Below are 19906 nucleotides of genomic sequence, written 5' to 3'. Positions count from 1 at the left end.
CGCGATCCTTGGTGTGTGACAGGGCTTGGGAATGAGGTGTCTGCTTCCCGAGCTTCGCCCGGTCCCACAGGGGCGCGGCGAGGCGGGTTGGGGGGCACGTCTTGCTGCAGGCAGGCACCCACGTTGGCGACGATTTCAGCTACGTCATCGCGCACATAGGCATCTACCAGCCCGGTCGCAAAACGCTGCTCGCCTCCACTCACACTCCAGATGAAGGGGCGGTCGCGAGAGTCATATTCGGCAATCCCCGCTTCCTGCTCGATCACTTGCGGCCCATTGAGGCCCAGTCGCGCTTCGCGGGTGACGATCAGGTGGCTGCACAAACCGGCAGCGATCGACATGCCGCCAAAGCAACCCACGCTACCGGCAATCACACCCACCACCGGCTGGTACTGGCGCAGGTCGACAATGGCCGCGTGAATGTCGGCAATGGCTGCCAGCCCGAGGTTGGCTTCCTGCAACCGTACCCCGCCCGTTTCCAGCAGCAGGATCGCAGCAGTGGGGATGCCGTTACGATTGTCCTGGGCGGCAAGCTCCAGGGCACCGGCAATCTTTGCCCCGCCGACTTCACCCAGGCTGCCGCCCTGAAATGCACCTTCGATCGCGGCCAGCACCACCGGCTGTCCGGCCAGGGTGCCCTTGGCGATGATCACGCCATCGTCCGCCTGGGGCACTACGTTCTGCCGCGCCAGCCACGGCGACATGACGCGCTGGAAGGGGTCGATCAGTTCGCGAAAGCTGCCCGCATCCAGCAAGGCCTTGGCACGTTGCCGGGCGCCCAGTTCGATGAAGCTGTGTTGTTGCAGCAGGCGTGCGGTATCAGTCATGGCCGATCTCCTCCAGGGCCTGCTCCAGGCGCAGGCGTACCACGCCGGGGGTGGCGCCGAAATCATTGATGTCGATGCGCAGGGCTGGCAGTGTCTGGCCGCTGAACATGCGCACGAACAGTTGCTCCCAGCGCTGGGCGGCGCCGTTGACCGAGGTCACCACCTGGATCGCCAGGGTGCCGGCCTGGCCGGGTTCGAGCAGCACTTCCAGGTCGCCCGAACCGACACAGCCCGCCAGGGCGCGGCCACGGGCCGGTTGCCCGGCGGGGAATTGAAAAGACAGGGTTTCCATCAGGCAAGGCTCCGTGAATGCTCGCCACGTTCCAGGCGATCGATGAACAGGCAGGCGGCCAGCAGGTCGGCGGCGCCACCGGGCGAGGCGTTGAGGGCCAGCAGTTGCTGGTCGAGGGCGTACAGGCGGCGCCGACCGGCCAGGGTGGCGCTGCCGCCGGCGGCCAGCACGGCTTGCGCGCCCTGTTGCATGGCCGTCAGGCCTTCGGGGCCGGCGCGGTAGAGCACGCAGGTATCGGCCAGGGTGGCCATGATTGCCAGCAGCGCATCCAGCCGGGCGTTCTGCTCGCCGTGCCCGGCCAGGCGGCTGGCGCGCAGTTGCGGCAGGGCGTGGTCGACGACGGTCGGGAAGCCGGCCTGGGCTTCGGCGCGGGCACCGCCGGCGCCGTAGCGCTGTTGCACCACGCGGCCGTGGCTCATGGGTTGTGGGGCCAGGCGGTCAGGCAGGCGCGCCAGGGCGCCAGCCCGTTCAGCTATGGCGGCGGATGCCAGGTTGTCGGGCGCCAAGGCGGCGGCCGCCACCAACAGGCCCAGGGCCCAGATCGCCCCGCGATGGGTGTTCACCCCAGCGGTAGTGCGCAGCATGTCGGTTTCGCCGTCGCGCCCGTGTTGCCCCAGGGCTTCGCGCAGGGCCAGGTTGACGTGGCCAGCTTGCAGCGCTGACTCGGCCATGGCCTGGAACGCTGGCCACAGCGACAGCGCCGAGGCATGCATCAGCCCCAGGTGCAGATCTGTATGGGCACCACTGCCACGACGGTCGACCAGCGCCGGCTTGGGCGACAGGTCGGCTTCGTCGATCAGCGCGTCCACGGCCAGGTCCGCCAGTTGCTCGGCCAGGGTGAGCGGCTTGGGTTGCGCGATCAATGCGTGCATCACCAGCTCCTGAATTTGGCAGGGGGGTTGTAGAGGCCGCCGGACCATTCCACCAGGTCGGCGATGCTCTTGGCCGCCAGCCACTCGCGGGTGGCGTCGGTGCGGCGGATGCCCAGGTCTTCGGGCAGGGCGATCAGGCCTTCACGGCGCATGCGCTCGGTGTCCTTGGGGTTGTGACGCAGGCCGATGGCGGTGACCCCGGCCACGGCGGCGATCATGGCCTGGCGTTCCTCCAGCGAGCGCGCCTTGTACAGGTAGGCGATGCCTTCTTCGGTCAGCAGGTGGGTGACGTCGTCGCCGTAGATCATGATCGGTGCCAGCGGCATGCCGGTTTTCTTCGCCACCTCCACCGCGTCCAGGGTTTCGACGAAGGTGGGTTTGCCGCCTTCCTGGAAGGTCTCAACCATCTGCACCACCAGCTTCTGCCCGCGTTCGAGCAGGGTGCTGGTTTCATCGGCGCCGGGGCGGCGCATGTCCAGCCAGGCCGGGGTGCCGTGGCGACGGCCCCGCGGGTCGTGGCCCATGTTCGGTGCACCGCCGAAACCGGCCAGGCGGCCACGGGTAACCGTGGAGGAATGACCGTCGCCGTCCACCTGCAAGGTAGCGCCGATAAACAGGTCCACCGCGTACTGCCCCGCCAGTTGGCAGAACATGCGGTTGGAGCGCATGGAGCCGTCGCGGCCGGTGAAGAACACATCCGGGCGGGCGGCGATGTAGTTTTCCATGCCCAGTTCGGTGCCGAAGCAATGCACGCTCTGCACCCAGCCGCTTTCGATGGCCGGGATCAGCGTGGGATGGGGGTTGAGCGTCCAGTTGCGGCAGATCTTGCCCTTCAGGCCCAGGGACTCACCGTAGGTGGGCAGGATCAGTTCGATGGCGGCGGTATTGAAGCCGATGCCATGGTTGAGCGACTGCACGTTGTGTTTTTCGTAGATGCCACGGATGGCCATCATCGCCATCAGTACGTGCACCGGCTTGATGTGGCGCGGGTCGCGGGTGAACAGCGGCTCGATGTAGAACGGCCGGTCGGCCACCACCACGAAGTCCACCCAACTGGCGGGAATGTCCACCCGTGGTAGGTCGCTGACGTCGTCGACCAACTGGTTGACCTGGACGATGACGATACCGTCGCTGAAGGCGGCCGGCTCGATCAGCGCCGGGCTGTCTTCGGTACTGGCGCCGGTGTAGATATTGCCCTGGCGGTCGGCCATGAAGCCGGCGGACAGCACCACGTTGGGGATCAGGTCCACCACCAGCCGCGAGTAGAGTTCGATGTAGGTGTGGATGGCGCCGATTTCCAGCAGGCCGTCTTCCAGCAACTGGCTGATGCGCAGGCTTTGGGTGCCGGCAAAGGAAAAGTCGAGCTTGCGGGCGATGCCCTTCTCAAACAGGTCGAGGTGCTCGGGGCGACCGACGCTGGGCATGATCATGTGCAGGTCGTGGAGCTTGCCGGGGTCGACCTGGGCCAGGGAGCGCGAGAGGAAATCGGCCTGCTTCTGGTTGTTGCCTTCCAGCACCACCCGGTCGCCGGGCATCAGCAGCGCTTCCAGCGCGGCGACGATGCCGTCGGTAGGCAGCACCACATCATCGGCCAGGGCGCGCACCTGCTCGATGCGCCGCTGCTTCTCGCTGCGCCGCCGCGTCCACTGTGGCTCGGGGGTGATTGTCGTTGTCATGGGGCCTCCACGGCGGGGATGTCGTGGACAGACATTAGGCCGGTGGGGCGGGGGTATCAATCAAGCTGCCAGATGAACCGTTACCCTGAGGGTAACGGAAACCGAGGGAACAACCCGTAGCCGCTGCCGCAGGCTGCGCTGGCCTTCGGGTACGCCAGGGAAATGTGCGTTGGAATGCGGGCCAGCGCAGCCTGGCGGCAGCGGCTACGTTAGGTGGTGGCGTCCAGGAGGCGTTCGATACCCACCAGATCGGGGACTTTGGCGACCTGTTCGCCCACTTGCACCGCAGCAACCTCCAACCCCGCCAACGGCACATCCACATAGCTCAATTGGCTGTCCAACCGGCACGAGCGCGGCACGCCCTGAATCAACAACCCGATAAAGCGCAACGGGCTATCCCCCAAGGCATTGAGCACCACGATGCGCGCCTGTTCGCCCATCACCAGCGGCGCGCCGCAGGCTGCTTCGAAGCTGACCAGCGGCAGCAACTGGTTGCGCCAGGTGATATGCCCCAGGTGCCAGGCGGGACGATCAGGCGCCGGCTGGCCGAACTGGTAGCCAATCAGCTCGGCCACGGCGACGTTGGGTAGCACCAGGGTGCGGTCCGACAACGGCAGCAGCAATGCGGTCAAGGTGGTGCGACGGCCGATGGCGCGGTCAAGCATGGCTGCGGCTCCACTGGGCGATGCTGTCGAGCAGCACCGATTCCTGATACGGCTTGCCCAGGTAGTCGTTGACGCCAATGGCCATGGCCCGCTCGCGGTGCTTCTGCCCGGTGCGCGAGGTGATCATGATGATTGGCAGGTCTTTGAGGCGCGGGTCGTGACGGATTTCGGTGGCCACTTCGAAGCCGTCCATGCGCGGCATCTCGATGTCGAGCAGCAGCACGTCCGGGATGTGATCCTGCAACAGGGCCATGGCGTCGACACCGTCCTTGGCGGTCAGCACGGTCATGCCATGGCGCTCCAGCAGGCGGCTGGTGACCTTGCGCACAGTGACCGAGTCGTCCACCACCATCACCAACCGCGCCCGGCTTTGCGGCAGTTCCACAAGCGGCAACGGCGGCTGTGCACGGGCGGGCAATTGCTGCATCTGCCGGACATGGGCTGCGCGCACCTGGGCCAGCAGGTCGAGAATCAACACCACCCGGCCATCGCCCAGAATGGTCGCGCCGGACAGGCCCTGCACCCCGGCGAACTGCGGCCCCAGGCTTTTGACCACGATTTCCCGCGAGCCGTCCAGGGCGTCCACCTGCACCGCCATCTGGTAATCCTGGCCATGGATCAGCAGCAACGGCAGCGGCTGGGTCTGGCCCAGCAGCTGGGGCCGTGGGCTGTTGTACAGCAGATCGCCCAGGTAGCGCAGGTCATAGCTCTGGCCGCCGTAGTGATACCGCGGCGGGTCCATGTGGTAATACTCTTCCAGCTCGGCGGGCAGTACCCGCACGATGCCTTCCAGGCCATTGAGCGGCAGCGCGTAGACCTCGTCGGCGCACTGCACCATCAGCGCCCGGTTCACCGACACGCTGAACGGCAGGCGGATCTGGAAGCGCGCGCCCTGCCCCGCCCGCGAATCGATGATCATCGAGCCGCCCAGTTGCTTGACCTCTTCATGCACCACGTCCATGCCCAGGCCCCGCCCGGAAATCTGCGTGACCTTGGCGGCCGTGGAGAAGCCGGGCTGCAGGATGAATTGCAGCACATCGTGATCGCTGACCACGCTGTCGACCTCGATCAACCCACGCTTGATGGCCTTGGCCCGCACCGCTTCCAGCGGCACGCCGGCACCGTCGTCACTGAGCTCGATGACGATGTCGCCACCCTCGTGCAGCAGGTTCAGGGTGATACGCCCCTGGGCCGGCTTGCCCTTGGCCAGGCGCACCTCGGTAGGCTCAAGGCCATGGTCGATGGCGTTGCGCAGCATGTGCTCCAGCGGCGCCAGCATGCGTTCCAGAACGCTGCGGTCCAGCTCGCCCTCGGCGTTGGTGACGTCGAACTCGACCTGCTTGCCCAGCTCACCGGCCACCTGGCGCACCAGGCGTTGCAGGCGCGGCACCATGCGTTCGAAGGGCACCATGCGGGTGCGCATCAGGCCTTCCTGCAGCTCGGTATTCACCCGGGCCTGCAACTGCAACAGTTTGTGCGCTTCGTGGTTGCGAGCGGCCAGGGTCTCCTGCAGATCAAGCAAGTCGGACGCCGACTCGAACAGCGCCCGCGACAGTTGCTGCAACTGGGAGTGGCGGTCCATTTCCAGCGGGTCGAAATCCTCGTAGCCCTGGCGTTCGCTGTCGGCGTGCTGGCGGCTGAGGATGCGGCCCTGGGTCTCGGTGTCGAGGCGGCGCAACTGCTCGCGCATGCGCTCGATGGTGGTTTCCATCTCGTTGAGGGCCACCTGTGCATCGTTGACCTGCTGCTCGATGCGGCCGCGGAAGATCGACGTCTCGCCGGCCAGGTTGCCCAGGTCTTCCAGCACCTCGGCGGCCACCTTGACCATGTCCCCCGGCACGCGCTCCGGCGCCGCCACGGGCTGCTCGGGCAGCAGTACCGCACGCTCGGGCTGCGGCGTGGCGGCGACCGGGCTGACAAAGCCGCGAATGGCTGCGATCAGTACGGGATCGGCCTGCACCGGGTGGCGCAAGCGCACGGCGTCGAGCATGTGCGCCAGGCGGTCATGGCCGTTCTGCAGCAGGCTGAACAACGGCGGGCTGGGCGCCAGCACCCCGGCGGACAGGTTTTCGTAGAGGAATTCCAGTTCGTGGGCCAGGTCGCCGATGGGGGCGATCTCGACCATGCGCGCACCGCCCTTGAGGGTGTGCAGGTCACGCAGCAGGTTTTCGATTTCCAGGCTGTTGCGCGGGTCGGCCTGCCAGCGCTGCAAGGCCGCGCCAGAGCTTTCGACAATGTCGAAGCCCTCTTCCAGGAACACTTCCAGCAGTTCGTTATCGCCGCTGGCTGCCGTTGGCGCTTCGGGCTCCACCGGCGCCACGGCCTGCCGCGCTTCGATCAGCGCCTGGGCCAGGTCCTCGGCGCTGCCAGCGGCCTGGCCGCGCTGCAACTGTTCGAGCATGGTCGCCAGTTGCTCATGGCAGTCGAGCAGCAGGGTCGCCAACGGTTCGCTGAAGCGCTGACGGCGCTTGCCCAGCGCCTCGTAGACCAGCTCCAGCTCCTGGGCCAGGTCGTCGACGGCGGGGACATTGGCCATGCGCGCGCCACCCTTGAGGGTGTGCAGGTCGCGCTGCAACGAGGACAGCGGGGCCAGGTTGTCCGGGTCGACCAACCAGCGCTGCAAGGCCTGGTCGGCGCTTTCCAGGATGTCGACGGCCTCGTCAAGGAAGAAGGCAATGACATCATCGTCCACGCCCGGCAGCTCGCTGGCCTGGGCCTGCAAGTGGTCGGTCAGGGTCGCCAGCTCGGTAATGCCGCCCTGGCCCACATGGCCCATGGCATCGGGGGCCAGGCCCTGCTCCAGCAATTGGTGCAGCGCCTGGATGCGTGCCGGTTGCGGGTCCGGCGCTTGGCCGGCGGCCACCTGGTCGAGCATGTCGATCAACGCATCATGGGCGTGCTCGGCCTCGTCAAAGAAAGCGTCGTTGGCGGTGAGGCTGCTTTCCTCGACGGCGCCGTACACATCCAGCAGCGCTTCGCACAGGTCGTCCACGGCCGGCAGGTCGGCCAGTTGCGCGCCCTCGCCCATGCGGGTCAGTTCGTCCAGCAGGCGCTCCAGCTCCAGGCGGCTGCCAGGCTGCTGGCGCCACTGCTTGAGCAGGGATTCGGCGTCGTAGAGGATGTCCATGGCCAGCATCAGGAAGGCCTGGGTGGCCTGGGCATCGCGCTGGGCCGGGGCCGCTTCAGGTTGCGAGCCCAGGCGCTGTTGCAGGCGCGCGACAACCTCGCGGGCCAGGACAGCGGCGTTGGGAATGGCCGCCAACGGCGTGCTGGCCAACTGCGCCAGGCCCAAATGCCAGCAGACTACGCCGCGCACCATCAGGCTCAGGTCGCTGGCCTCCAGGGGCAGCTCATGCGCCTTGTATTCGCGGGTCAGGGCATCGAACGGGCTGGCCAGTTCGGCCATCGGCAGCACACCGGCCATGTAGGCGCTGCCCTTGAGGGTGTGCATGGCACGTTGCAAGCCGTCATCGACCTGGGTCCGGGCCGAGGCCAGGAACAGCTCGATGGTGGTCAGGTGGCCCAGGGCCTCATTGCGGAAGATGTCCAGCAACTGTGGGTCCAGGCCGGTATCGTCGCTCATCTCGCTGGCCAGCTGATGGGCAGCAGCGGCCAACTGATCGACGTCGTCGCGCTGATGCTGGCCAGCGGCGGCGAACTCCTCGACCAGGCCAGGCATCAGCTGCACCACCTGATCGAGCACCTGTGCCACGGCAGCCACGTCGGCGACGCTGCGGTCCAGCACGCGGTTGAGCAGGTTTTCGCAGGCCCAGGCGAGCTCGCCCAGCACCAGTGCGCGCACCATACGGCCACTGCCCTTGAGGGTGTGGAACGCGCGCCGCAGCTCCCCCAGCGAGCGCTGGTCACTGCTGTCCCGGACCCACCGTGGCAGGTACTCGCGCAGTACCTGCAGTACTTCTTCGGCTTCCTCCAGGAACACTTCACGCAGCTCTTCGTCCACTGGCGCTTCGTCCGCCGGGGGCGGCAACAGGCTGGCTGGCGCCGATTGCGCCGGCGGGTTGAACACCGGCACGGGGCTGGCCAGCACACCGGCCAGCGAGCGTTTGACCTGGGCGTTATCCAGCGGCTGCAGGTCGCGCATCACCAGTGCTTCGGTGGGGCTGAGCACGTCTTCCAGCACCGGCACATCCGCCATCTGCGGCAAGTAGCCCAGCGCCGCCAGGCCTTCCTCGGCCACGTCCAGCAGGCGATCGCCGGGGGCCTGGGGGTCTTCGCTCAGGCGTTCCAGGTAATACTCGATGGCAGTCAGGGCATCGGCCAGGTTGTCCAGCTGCGGTGCTTCTGGCTGCTGCGGCTCCACCAGCAGGTGGGCCTTGATGTAGTGATTGCAGGTTTCCAGCAGGCCGGCGGCGCGGGTCAGCGGGATCATCGCCAAGGCGCCACGCACCTGGGTCAGCAGCTCAGGCAAGGGTTGCAGGCGCTCGCGGGCACCTGCCGACTCCAGGTATTCGCTGATCATGTCCTTGGCCTGTTGCAGGCCGAAACGCGCTTCCTTGATCACTAGTTGGTGGATCTGGGTGAGATCGGTGCTGGGCAGGCGGCTTTCATCCGCGCGCACAGGCTCGTCGGGGCCGACCATGCCGGCCAGGGTGGACTCCACGTACAGCAGCGCCCCGGCCACGTCCATCAACACCGAGTCGCTGGGCTCGCGGATGCCCTGGGCCAGGCCATGGACCACGGCCATCTGATCGAGAATCACCTTGCGCGGCTGGCCGAAGCCCAGCACCGCCAGGGTATCGGTGACCTGGCGCAGGGACGGCACCAGGCCTTCGAGCAGGCCGACCTGCTGGCGATCGCTGCGCACGAACTGGTCGAGCTGTTCCTTGACCCGCACCAACTCCTCGCACAAGGCACTGACCACCGAACGCAGCGCGTCGGGGTCAGGCACCACCAGGTGGGCCTGTTGCTGGGCCAGCGAATGCCCCGGCGCGGGCGGCTCGCCCAGCTCATAGGCTTCGCGCAGCGCTTGCAGGCGTGGCGACTGCCCCTGCGCCGTGGCGACGTAGAACAGCAGGCCTTTGAGCAATTGCGGCGGTGCGGGCTGATTGATGCCCACCACGCCGTCGTCCAGCAAGCGCCGCAGTTCGCGGTCGCAGTCCTTGAGCAGGCTGTTGAGCGCCGGGCTGTGGGCCACCGCGCCGGTCTGCAAGCCCTCAACCAGCGCCGAGGCCACCTGCCACAACGGGCTGAGCGGCGCGCCTTCGGCCACGGTTTCCAGGCGGCCGAACACCCGCGCCATCTGCCCCAGGTGCAGCGGCACATCCTGATCACGCATCAACCCCACCAGCGCCTGTTGCAGGCTTTGCCGCAGCTTGCGCAGCACCTCGGGCAGTTGCGGGGTGTCGATCTGGGCCAGTTCGTTGACGTCCAGGGCCTCGGGGGTGGGCAGTTCGACGCCAAACAGGCTGGTCTCCGCCAGCGGCGTGGCGCCACGGGCGTTGCGTAAATCGTTGATCAAGGGCAGTACCACCAAGGGTAAATCACGACGGGCCAGGTGCACCTGGTCCAGGTAAAGGGGTAATTGGGTAAAGGCTTGCAGCAGCCACTTCACGGCTTCGGCCTGCTGGGTGACGCGGCCGTGGGCCAGGGCGCGGCCCAAGTGTTCGATTTCTTCGGCGAACAGCGCCGCACCGTAGAACTCGACCATCTGCAGGCTGCCGTGCACCTGGTGCAGGTAGCCCAGGCAGCGGCCCATGGCCTCACCGGCATGGGGTTCGGCAACGAAGGCCTCCAGGGCCGAGCGCGCCTGCTTGAGGGTCTCGACGATTTCGCCCTTGACCCATTCCAGCGCCACGTAATCGTGCCGGTCAGCCATCTCGCGTCCCCTGGTGATGCGTCAACTCAGCTCGGCTCCCGAGCCTTGGGCAAGGTGAACCCGGACACCGACCGGCGCATCTCGCTGGCCATCTGTGCCAGGTTGCCGATGCTCTCGGCCGTGGTGGTGGTGCCGGACGAGGTTTGTTCAGTGATCTGCTGGATAACCGACATGGTGTGGGAAATCTGCCCGGCCGAGCTGGTCTGCTGCTGGGCGGCGGCGGAAATGGTCTGGATCAACGCTGCCAGGTCTTCCGACACGCCCTCGATCTCTTCCAGCGCTACGCCGGCGTCATGGGCCAGGCGGGCGCCGCGCACCACCTCGAAAGTAGTCTGCTCCATGGAGATGACCGCTTCATTGGTGTCGGCCTGAATCGCGCGCACCAGCATCTCGATCTGGCGGGTAGCCGACGACGAGCGCTCGGCCAGCCGCTGCACCTCATCCGCCACCACGGCAAAGCCGCGCCCGGCCTCACCGGCCATGGACGCCTGGATCGCGGCGTTGAGCGCCAGGATATTGGTCTGGTCGGCAATGTCATCGATCAGGCTAACTATGTCGCCGATTTCCTGGGAAGACTCGCCCAGACGCTTGATGCGTTTGGAGGTGTCCTGAATCTGCTCGCGAATGTTGTCCATGCCGCGAATGGTGTTGTGCACCACCTCGCTGCCCTTGCTGGCGATGGCCACCGAGCGCTCGGCCACCTTGGCCGATTCCCAGGCGTTGGTGGACACCCGGTCGATGGACTCGGCCATGTCGCTGATGGCCATGGACGCTTCGCTGATCTGCTGCGCCTGCATCTCCGAGGCACGCGCCAACTGGCGGGCGCTGGCCTGGGTGTCCTGCACGGCGGCGGCCACTTCCTCGGCGGTGAGGTTGATGGTGGCCACCAGGTCGCGCAGCTGGTCGATGGAATAGTTGATGGAGTCGGCGATGGTGCCGGTGAACTCTTCGGTGACCGAAGCGGTGACCGTCAGGTCGCCATCGGCCAGGTCTTCGATTTCGTCCAGCAGGCGCATGATCGCCGCCTGGTTGCGCTCGTTCTTCTGCGCGGTTTCGCGAAGCTGGCGGTTGGTCTCGCGCACCATCACCAGGCCGATCAAAATGATCGAGCCCAGCGCCAGCAGGCCCAGCACGTAGCCGCCCACGGTATCCAGGGTGCGTGACCCGGCCAGGTTCTCGAAGCTGGTGGCCAGGTGCGAGGCTTCATCCAGCAGGGTCTGCGACAGGGTGAAGATATTGGTCGAGGACTCGCGCACCTGGAACAGCTGCGGCGAGGTTTCGAGGATTTCATCCACGGAGCCGGAGACGAACTCGAACAGCTCGGAAATTTCCCTCAGCCGCGCCCGGGCGTCGGCGTCCTGTACCTGGCTGATGTGGATGCTGGCGTCGCCGTCGAGCATGCCGCGCAGCACCTGGCCAAAACGGTTGGCGTCGCGGCCGAACGACTCGGCGGCCGCGGCGGCGGTTTCGTCACCCGACAGCACGGTATTCACCGAGCCCAGAATACGCTCGGCCAACAGCGACTGGCGCTGGGCCACGGCCACCTGGCTGGCAGGGGCGCCGCGCAGCAGCAAAATCTCCACGACCTTTTCGTATTCCACCTGCAACTGCGGCACGGTCTCACCCAGGGTGGCGGCCACCTGGTGCAGGGACAGCACCGTCTGCTCGCTGGCCAGGATGGCGTCAGTGTTCTTGCGCAGGCTTTCCCAGTCGCGCTGCACCAGGCGCATTTCCTGATGCACCGCAGCCGGCGCCGGCGGCAGGCCGGTGCTGGTATCGCCGGACTTGAGCAAGCCCCAACGACGGTCGAAGTCGTTGCGCGCCTCGGCTAGCAGCTTGAACGCCTGGGGTTTGCCCGACGCCGCTTCAGTGGCGTTCTTGGCGATGTTCTGCGACAGCACTCGCAGTTCGCCGGCGTTGCCGATGTACTGCTTGTCGTAGTTGGACTGGGTGTTGAGGTAGGCGAAATTGGCGAACAGCAGCATGATCGAGACGATCAGGGCCACGAACAGCCCGGCGATCTGCGCACTGCTGCGCGACGCCTGGGTGGATTTGCCTGGGGTGGTTGCCTTGTTCATGGTCAGGCCCCCGCCTGTACTGGGAGCGTTTCAGAGAGCCACATTCATGAACCTCGGCAACTGGGCCAGCGCCAGGGGGCTGAACACGTGCCATACCTGGTCGCGCTGGAAATGGCCGTGGACGAAAGGCGCCATTCCGGCCGGCAGATCGACCGCCACCGACAGGTCCAGGCTGTGCAGCGGGAAGTGCTGCAGGCCACCCACTTCATCCACCAGCAGGCCGGCGAACCATTCGTCGCGGTCCAGCACCAGCACCCGGCGGTGCTTGTGCGGTGCCAGCAGGTCATGGCCCAGCAGGCCGCACAGGTCCATCACCGGCAGCAGCCGCCCACGCACGTTGGCCACGCCCAGCATCCACGGCTGCACGCCGGGCACGCGGCTCAGGCGCGGTTCGTGCAGCACTTCCGCCACCTCGCCCATGGGCGCCACGTACCAATGCTCGCCCAGGCGGAAACCGATGCCACTCCAGCTTTGCAGGCGGCTTTCCTGGGACGGCAGCTGCGCGGCCATCCGGCGGCAGCGCTGGTCGATATCCAGCAGCAGTTCGAAGGCGGTCTGCGCCATGGCCGGCTATCAGCCCGCCAGCACGGCGTTCAGGGTCTTGATCAGGGTTTCTTCTTCCACCGGCTTGGTCAGGTAGTCCTTGGCGCCCTGGCGGGTGCCCCACACCTTGTCGGTTTCCTGGTCTTTGGTGGTGATGATGATCACCTTGATGTGCGCGGTTTCCGCGTCCTTGTGCAACTGGCGGGTGGCCTGGAAGCCGTTGAGGCCAGGCATCACGATGTCCATCAGCACCGCATCGGGCTTTTCCTGGCGCGCCAGGGCCACGCCGTCGGCGCCGTTCTCGGCCTTGAGCACTTCGTGGCCATGCTTTTCGAGCATGCCGGCCAGTTTGTACATTTCGGTCGGCGAGTCGTCGACGATCAGAATACGAGCCATGCTGTTCCCCATCTTCATTAATTAGTGCGCGGCGGCGAAGCCCGGTACGTGAGCCCTGATGGCCCCCAGCAGCTCTTCCTTGCTGAAGGGCTTGGTCAGGAACTGGTCGGAACCCACGATGCGCCCGCGGGCCTTGTCGAACAGGCCGTCGCGGGACGACAGCATGATCACCGGGGTGGCCTTGAACGCGCTGTTGTTCTTGATCAGCGCACAGGTCTGGTAACCGTCCAGGCGCGGCATCATGATATCGACAAAGATGATACGTGGATGATTGTCGGCGATCTTGGCCAGTGCGTCGAAGCCGTCGGTGGCCGTGATGACCTCGCAGCCGACGTTCTCGAGCAGCATCTGGGCCGTGCGGCGAATCGTCTTCGAATCATCGATCACCATGACTTTTAGCGCTGTCGGGAGCTGTTTCATAGGGATCTGCTTCGGGGCCTGAGTAGCGGGCGGGGAAACCTTCTCCCACATTAACAAGCCTTTTTAGCACACTACCACCCTGCATTCCATTCACCAGCCCCTTGACCCCGGGGCTTGTCGGCGCCACCCTGACGCCACTTTTCAAGACCTGTCTACGGCGGCCCGAGCCGTCCAAAGGAGCTTCCCATGAGCGTACGCCTCGGCATTGTCATGGACCCCATCGCCGAAATCTCCTACAAAAAGGACAGCTCGCTGGCCATGCTGCTGGCAGCCCAGGAGCGCGGCTGGACCCTGTTCCACATGGAAATCCAGGACCTGTACCAGGCCGGTGGCAAGGCCCGCGCGCGCATGCGCCCGCTGAAAGTCTTCGCCAACCCCGAGCACTGGTTCGAATTCGAGTCCGAGGTCGATGCCCCGCTGGCCGACCTGGACGTGATCCTGATGCGCAAGGATCCACCGTTCGACCTGGAGTTCGTCTACTCGACTTACCTGCTGGAACAGGCAGAGAACGACGGCGTACTGGTGGTCAACAAGCCGCAGTCGCTGCGTGACTGCAACGAGAAAATGTTCGCCACGCTGTTCCCGCATTTGACGCCCACCACCATGGTCAGCCGCCGTGCCGACATCCTGCGCCAGTTCGCCGCCGAGCACGGCGACGTGATCCTCAAGCCGCTGGACGGCATGGGCGGCACCTCGATCTTCCGTCATCGCCCGGGCGACCCCAACCTGTCGGTGATCCTCGAGACCCTGACCGCCAACGGCACCCAGCAGATCATGGCGCAAACCTACCTGCCGGCCATCAAGGACGGCGACAAGCGCATCCTGATGATCGACGGCGAGCCGGTGCCTTACTGCCTGGCGCGTATCCCGGCGGCCGGCGAGACCCGTGGCAACCTGGCCGCCGGTGGCCGTGGCGAAGCCCGCCCGCTGACCGACAAGGACCGCTGGATCGCCGAACAGGTAGGCCCCACCCTGCGTGAAAAGGGCCTGCTGTTCGTAGGCCTGGACGTGATCGGTGAGCACCTGACCGAGATCAACGTCACCAGCCCCACCTGCATCCGCGAGATCGACGCGGCGTTCGGCACCAACATCGGCGGCCAGCTGATGGATGCCATCGATCGCAAGCTCAAGGCCCGCTGAGCGACAAGACAGGGGTTTTTCCGCGCAGTGCGTTATGATGCACGCCCATTTTTTGCTGTTGGGCGTGCGCTGCCGGACAAAACCCCGCGCCGCACGACTGCCGGATAACCGATGACTGCCGCAACCGACATCCCTGCCAAGTATTCCCGTGCTTCCGTGCGACCGGCGGACAGGCTCGGCTTTACCCTGTTCGTGGCCGCGCTGCTGCACCTGGCGTTGATCCTTGGCGTGAGCTTCACCATCGTCAAGCCTGCGGAAATCCGCCAGACCCTGGAGATCACCCTGTCCACCTTCAAGGACGCCAAGGCGCCGAAGAAGGCCGACTACCTGGCCCAGGACAACCAGCAGGGCAGCGGTACCCTGGACAAGAAGGCGCTGCCCAAGACCACTGAAGTGGCGCCCTTCCAGGACAACGTGATCAACAAGGTGACCCCGCCGCCGGTGCCCAAGCCCCAGATGCAGCCCGAGACTGCGCCAGTGAAAAAGGCCGTGACCACCGTGGCGCCCAAGCCGCAGAAGGTCGACACCCGCCGCGACGCCGTGAAGCAGGAAGCCCAGCCGAAAAAGGCCACGCCCGATTTCGACAGCACCAAGCTGTCCAGCGAGATTTCCAGCCTGGAAGCCGAGCTGGCCCACGAGCAGCAACTGTATGCCAAGCGCCCGCGCATCCATCGCCTGACAGCCGCCTCGACCATGCACGACAAAGGTGCCTGGTACAAAGACGACTGGCGCAAGAAGGTCGAGCGCATCGGCAACCTCAATTACCCCGAGGAAGCACGCCGCCAGCAGATCTACGGCAGCCTGCGCCTGATGGTGTCGATCAACAGCGACGGCTCGCTGTACGACGTGTTGGTGCTGGAATCTTCCGGGCAGCCGCTGCTGGACCAGGCCGCCCAGCGCATCGTGCGCCTGGCCGCGCCGTTCGCGCCGTTCACCGGTGACCTGTCGGACGTCGATCGCCTGGAAATCATTCGTACCTGGCGCTTCGCCAAGGGTGACCGTCTTTCCAGTAATTGATGGCGACGAAACAGTCTTGAATGTCGGCTTGTCAGCCCGGCTGCTCGACGCCACACTACAGGGTATGAAGAACGTCGATCCGAGTTACCTCAAGCATCAATTCCTGATCGCCATGCCCCACATGGCGGACCCGAACTTTGCGCAGACCTTGACCTACATTGTCGAGCACACGGCCAATGGCGCCATGGGTCTGGTGGTCAACCGGCCCCAGGAACTGAACCTGGCCGATATCCTCGAGCAACTGCGCCCGGACATCGAGCCGCCGGCCAGTTGCCAGCTGATCCCCATCTACGGCGGCGGCCCGGTGCAGACCGACCGCGGCTTCGTGCTGCACCCCAGCGGCCCCACCTACCAGGCCACGGTCGATCTGGGCGAGATCTCGCTGTCCACCTCCCAGGATGTGCTGTTCGCCATCGCCGACGGCCTGGGCCCGCAGAAAAGCCTGATTACCCTGGGCTACGCGGGCTGGGAAGCCGGCCAGCTGGAAGCCGAGCTTGCCGACAACGCCTGGCTGACCTGCCCGTTCGACGCCGACATCCTGTTCGCCATGGACAGTGACCAGCGGCTGGCGGCGGCAGCGGCGCGGCTGGGGGTCAACCTCAGTTTACTGACCAGCCAGGCGGGGCACGCCTGATGGCCAATATTCGCCTGCTGCTGGGCTTCGACTACGGCACCAAACAGATCGGCGTCGCGGTAGGCCAGGTCATCACTGGCCAGGCCCGCGAGCTGTGCACCCTCAAGGCCCAGAACGGCGTGCCCGACTGGAACCAGGTGGAAGCCCTGATCAAGGAGTGGAAGCCCGACGCCATCGTCGTCGGCCTGCCCCTGAACATGGACGGCACCCCCAGCGAGATGTGCGAGCGCGCCGAGAAGTTCGCCCGCCGCCTCAACGGCCGCTACAACCTGCCGGTGCACACCCACGACGAGCGCCTGACCACCTTCGAGGCCAAGGGCCAGCGCCGCGACCGTGGCGGCCAGAAAGGCACCTACCGTGACAACCCGGTGGATGCCATCGCCGCGGCCCTGCTGCTGCAAGGCTGGCTGGAGGAAAACGTCGGCCAGCTGGGCGCCTGAGGTTCCCCGTTTCAAAGCCGGGCGCGCGCCGCCCGGTCTCTCAAGGAGCAAGTCATGAGCCTTCCAAACCCCGCCCAACTGATCAGCCAGATGGCGGTCGACCTCACGGCGTACCTGGCCAAGCGCAACATCGGCGAACCGCGTTTCATCGGCATCCGCACCGGCGGCGTGTGGGTGGCCCAGGCGCTGCTGCAAGCCTTGGGCAAGGACGCGCCGCTGGGCACCCTGGACGTGTCCTTCTACCGTGACGACTTCAGCCAGAACGGCCTGCACCCACAGGTGCGCCCGTCCGAGCTGCCGTTCGAGATCGAAGGCCAGCACCTGATCCTGGTGGACGACGTATTGATGAGCGGCCGCACCATCCGCGCCGCGCTCAACGAGCTGTTCGATTACGGGCGCCCGGCCAGTGTCACCCTGGTCAGCCTGCTGGACCTGGACGCCGGCGAGCTGCCGATCCGCCCCAACATCGTCGGCGCCACCCTGTCGCTGGCCCCGCACGAACGGGTAAAATTGACCGGCCCCGCCCCGCTCGCCCTCGAGCGCCAGGACTTCGCCTCCGCTTCCGCACTTTAAAGAGTCCCGCGATGACGCCTATCGACGCCAAGCGCCCGCTGCAGCTCAATGATCAGGGCCAGCTGCGCCATTTTCTTTCGCTCGACGGGCTGCCCCGCGAGCTGCTGACCGAAATCCTCGACACCGCCGACTCGTTCCTGGAAGTGGGCGCGCGGGCGGTCAAGAAGGTGCCGCTGCTGCGCGGCAAGACCGTGTGCAACGTGTTCTTCGAGAACTCCACGCGCACCCGCACCACCTTTGAACTGGCGGCCCAGCGGCTGTCGGCGGACGTGATCACCCTGAACGTGTCGACTTCCTCGACCAGCAAGGGCGAGACCCTGTTCGATACCCTGCGCAACCTGGAGGCCATGGCCGCCGACATGTTCGTGGTGCGCCATGCCGACTCTGGCGCTGCGCATTTCATTGCCGAGCACGTGTGCCCGGAAGTGGCGATCATCAACGGCGGTGACGGGCGCCATGCGCACCCGACCCAGGGCATGCTCGACATGCTGACCGTCCGCCGACACAAAGGTGGGTTCGAGAACCTTTCGGTGGCGATCGTCGGCGATATCCTGCATTCGCGGGTAGCGCGCTCGAACATGATCGCGCTCAAGGCGCTGGGTTGCCCGGACATTCGCGTGGTGGCGCCCAAGACCCTGTTGCCGGTGGGCGTCGAGCAGTACGGCGTCAAGGTCTACACCGACCTGGCCCAGGGCCTGAAGGACGTCGACGTGGTGATCATGCTGCGCTTGCAGCGTGAGCGCATGGCTGGCGGCCTGCTGCCCAGCGAAGGCGAGTTCTACCGCCTGTTCGGCCTGACCACCGCGCGCCTGGCCGGCGCCAAGCCCGACTGCATCGTGATGCACCCAGGGCCGATCAACCGCGGGGTGGAAATCGAATCGGCGGTGGCCGACGGTGCCCAGTCAGTCATTCTCAACCAGGTCACCTACGGCATTGCCGTGCGCATGGCCGTGTTGTCCATGGCCATGAGCGGCCAGAATGCCCAGCGTCAATTCGACCAGGAGAACGCCCAGTGAGCCTCAGTATCCTCGGCGCTCGCGTCATCGACCCGGCCACCGGCCTGGACCACACCACAGACCTGCACATCAGCGAAGGCAGGATCCTGGCCATGGGCGCCGCGCCCGCAGGCTTCACCGCCAGCCAGACCCTGGAAGCCCACGGCCTGATCGCCGCCCCAGGCCTTGTGGACTTGAGCGTGGCCCTGCGCGAGCCGGGCTACAGCCGCAAGGGCACCATCGCCAGCGAGACCCGCGCCGCGGCCGCCGGTGGCGTCACCAGCCTGTGCTGCCCGCCGCGCACCAAGCCGGTACTGGATACCTCGGCGGTGGCTGAACTGATCCTGGACCGTGCCCGCGAGGCCGGCCATGCCAAGGTCTATCCCATCGGCGCCCTCAGCAAGGGCCTGGAAGGCGAGCAGCTGGCCGAACTGGTGGCGTTGCGTGATGCCGGCTGCGTGGCCTTCGGCAATGGCCTGAGCAGCTTCCAGAACACCCGCACCCTGTGCCGGGCCCTGGAATATGCCGCCACCTTCGACCTGACCGTGATTTTCCACTCCCAGGACCGCGACCTGGCCCAGGGCGGCATCGCCCACGAAGGCCCCACCGCCAGCTTCCTGGGCCTGGCCGGCATCCCGGAAACCGCCGAGACCGTGGCTCTGGCCCGCGACCTGCTGCTGGTCGAGCAAAGCGGCGTGCGTGCGCACTTCAGCCAACTGACCACCGCCCGTGGCGTGGAACTGATCGCCCAGGCGCAGGCCCGTGGCTTGCCGGTGACGGCGGATGTGGCGCTGTATCAGCTGATCTTGACCGATGAGGCGCTGATCGACTTCTCCAGCCTGTACCACGTGCAGCCGCCGCTGCGCACCCGCGCTGACCGCGATGCATTGCGTGAAGGGGTGAAGTCGGGGGTGATCCAGGCGATTGCCAGCCATCACCAGCCCCATGAACGGGACGCCAAGCTGGCGCCGTTCGCAGCGACCGAGCCGGGCATCAGCAGCGTAGAGCTGTTGCTGCCGTTGGCGCTGACCCTGGTGGAAGATGGTTTGCTGGACCTGCCAACCCTGCTGGCGCGCCTGAGCAGCGGCCCGGCGGCGGCCTTGCGCCTGCCGGTGGGCGAACTGAAAGTGGGCGGCCCTGCGGACCTGGTGCTGTTTGCCCGCAACGTCTCGACGGTGGCCGGCGAGCGCTGGCTGTCCAAGGGCGAGAACTGCCCGTTCCTGGGCCACACCCTGCCGGGTGCGGTGCGTTACACCCTGGTGGATGGGCACATCGCTCACAACGGCTGACGCCGCCCCCTGTAGCAGCGGCCGCCAGGCCGCGTCGCAGACGCCGCGCTATACCAGATGCACCGCGCGGGACCAGACGCAGCCTTCGGCAGCTACAGAACGGCGGCATCGGCCAAGGCCGGCTCCTACCACGGACAGTGTAGGAGACCCCACACCTGTGGGAGCGGGTTCTACCCGCGAAAAGAACACCGCGAAGTATCTGAACCACCACGG

General features: G+C 66.3%; 16 protein-coding genes and 1 pseudogene. 7 read left to right on the top strand and 10 right to left on the bottom strand.

Going from position 1 to position 19906, the window contains the following annotated elements; all coding sequences use genetic code 11:
* Window positions 1-83: 83 nt before the first annotated feature.
* From ACZ9GA_RS30545 to pilG, 10 genes and pseudogenes are all read right to left on the bottom strand, one after another.
* Window positions 84-827, bottom strand: a pseudogene (locus ACZ9GA_RS30545) (biotin-independent malonate decarboxylase subunit beta); the annotation flags it as partial.
* Entirely contained in the window at window positions 820-1119 is a 300-nt protein-coding gene (locus ACZ9GA_RS30540; RefSeq protein ID WP_457358457.1) for a malonate decarboxylase subunit delta, read from the bottom strand. The gene ACZ9GA_RS30540 and the pseudogene ACZ9GA_RS30545, both read right to left, overlap by 8 nt.
* Entirely contained in the window at window positions 1119-1991 is an 873-nt protein-coding gene (locus ACZ9GA_RS30535) for a triphosphoribosyl-dephospho-CoA synthase (protein WP_457358459.1), read from the bottom strand. The genes ACZ9GA_RS30540 and ACZ9GA_RS30535 overlap by 1 nt, the downstream gene beginning before the upstream one ends.
* On the bottom strand, window positions 1991-3667 hold the full coding sequence (gene mdcA / locus ACZ9GA_RS30530; protein ID WP_457358461.1) for a malonate decarboxylase subunit alpha: 1677 nt from the start codon (window positions 3665-3667) through the stop codon (window positions 1991-1993). Before mdcA ends, ACZ9GA_RS30535 begins: the two co-directional genes overlap by 1 nt.
* 209 nt (window positions 3668-3876) lie before the next feature.
* Window positions 3877-4332 carry a chemotaxis protein CheW gene (locus ACZ9GA_RS30525; protein WP_457358463.1) on the bottom strand — a complete coding sequence of 152 codons (456 nt, stop codon included), beginning with the start codon at window positions 4330-4332 and terminating at the stop codon, window positions 3877-3879.
* Window positions 4325-10168 (bottom strand): Hpt domain-containing protein, encoded by a 5844-nt coding sequence (locus tag ACZ9GA_RS30520; RefSeq protein ID WP_457358465.1) that lies wholly within the window; start codon window positions 10166-10168, stop codon window positions 4325-4327. The genes ACZ9GA_RS30525 and ACZ9GA_RS30520 overlap by 8 nt, the downstream gene beginning before the upstream one ends.
* A gap of 26 nt (window positions 10169-10194) precedes the next feature.
* Window positions 10195-12246: a methyl-accepting chemotaxis protein gene (locus ACZ9GA_RS30515; protein ID WP_457358467.1), complete on the bottom strand. Its 2052-nt coding sequence runs from the start codon at window positions 12244-12246 to the stop codon at window positions 10195-10197.
* Window positions 12247-12276: 30 nt separating this feature from the next.
* Window positions 12277-12810: a chemotaxis protein CheW gene (locus ACZ9GA_RS30510; RefSeq protein WP_457358469.1), complete on the bottom strand. Its 534-nt coding sequence runs from the start codon at window positions 12808-12810 to the stop codon at window positions 12277-12279.
* A 9-nt stretch (window positions 12811-12819) separates the two neighbouring features.
* Window positions 12820-13185 carry a twitching motility response regulator PilH gene (gene pilH / locus ACZ9GA_RS30505; RefSeq protein WP_027980185.1) on the bottom strand — a complete coding sequence of 122 codons (366 nt, stop codon included), beginning with the start codon at window positions 13183-13185 and terminating at the stop codon, window positions 12820-12822.
* Between the two features lie 21 nt (window positions 13186-13206).
* Entirely contained in the window at window positions 13207-13605 is a 399-nt protein-coding gene (gene pilG / locus ACZ9GA_RS30500; protein WP_027980184.1) for a twitching motility response regulator PilG, read from the bottom strand.
* Between the two features lie 186 nt (window positions 13606-13791).
* Here pilG and gshB point away from each other — a divergent pair, with 186 nt between their 5' ends.
* The 7 genes from gshB to ACZ9GA_RS30465 all read left to right on the top strand — a co-directional run bounded on the left by gshB (window position 13792) and on the right by ACZ9GA_RS30465 (window position 19693).
* Window positions 13792-14745, top strand: a complete 954-nt coding sequence (gshB, locus tag ACZ9GA_RS30495; protein ID WP_457358471.1) for a glutathione synthase — start codon at window positions 13792-13794, stop codon at window positions 14743-14745.
* A gap of 111 nt (window positions 14746-14856) precedes the next feature.
* Window positions 14857-15762: an energy transducer TonB gene (locus tag ACZ9GA_RS30490; RefSeq protein WP_457358473.1), complete on the top strand. Its 906-nt coding sequence runs from the start codon at window positions 14857-14859 to the stop codon at window positions 15760-15762.
* 64 nt (window positions 15763-15826) lie between these two features.
* Entirely contained in the window at window positions 15827-16396 is a 570-nt protein-coding gene (locus ACZ9GA_RS30485; RefSeq protein WP_027980181.1) for a YqgE/AlgH family protein, read from the top strand.
* Window positions 16396-16836, top strand: coding sequence for a Holliday junction resolvase RuvX (gene ruvX / locus ACZ9GA_RS30480; RefSeq protein WP_457358475.1), 441 nt, complete (start codon window positions 16396-16398; stop codon window positions 16834-16836). The genes ACZ9GA_RS30485 and ruvX overlap by 1 nt, the downstream gene beginning before the upstream one ends.
* 54 nt (window positions 16837-16890) lie before the next feature.
* Complete coding sequence (pyrR, locus tag ACZ9GA_RS30475; RefSeq protein WP_457358477.1) at window positions 16891-17409, top strand: bifunctional pyr operon transcriptional regulator/uracil phosphoribosyltransferase PyrR; 519 nt, start codon at window positions 16891-16893, stop codon at window positions 17407-17409.
* Window positions 17410-17420: 11 nt separating this feature from the next.
* Window positions 17421-18425: an aspartate carbamoyltransferase catalytic subunit gene (locus ACZ9GA_RS30470; protein WP_457358479.1), complete on the top strand. Its 1005-nt coding sequence runs from the start codon at window positions 17421-17423 to the stop codon at window positions 18423-18425.
* Entirely contained in the window at window positions 18422-19693 is a 1272-nt protein-coding gene (locus ACZ9GA_RS30465) for a dihydroorotase (protein WP_457358481.1), read from the top strand. The genes ACZ9GA_RS30470 and ACZ9GA_RS30465 overlap by 4 nt, the downstream gene beginning before the upstream one ends.
* Window positions 19694-19906 lie beyond the last annotated feature (213 nt).

This window comes from Pseudomonas sp. TE3644 (assembly GCF_056278815.1).
This window is presented reverse-complemented; position numbering and strand designations above follow the sequence as displayed.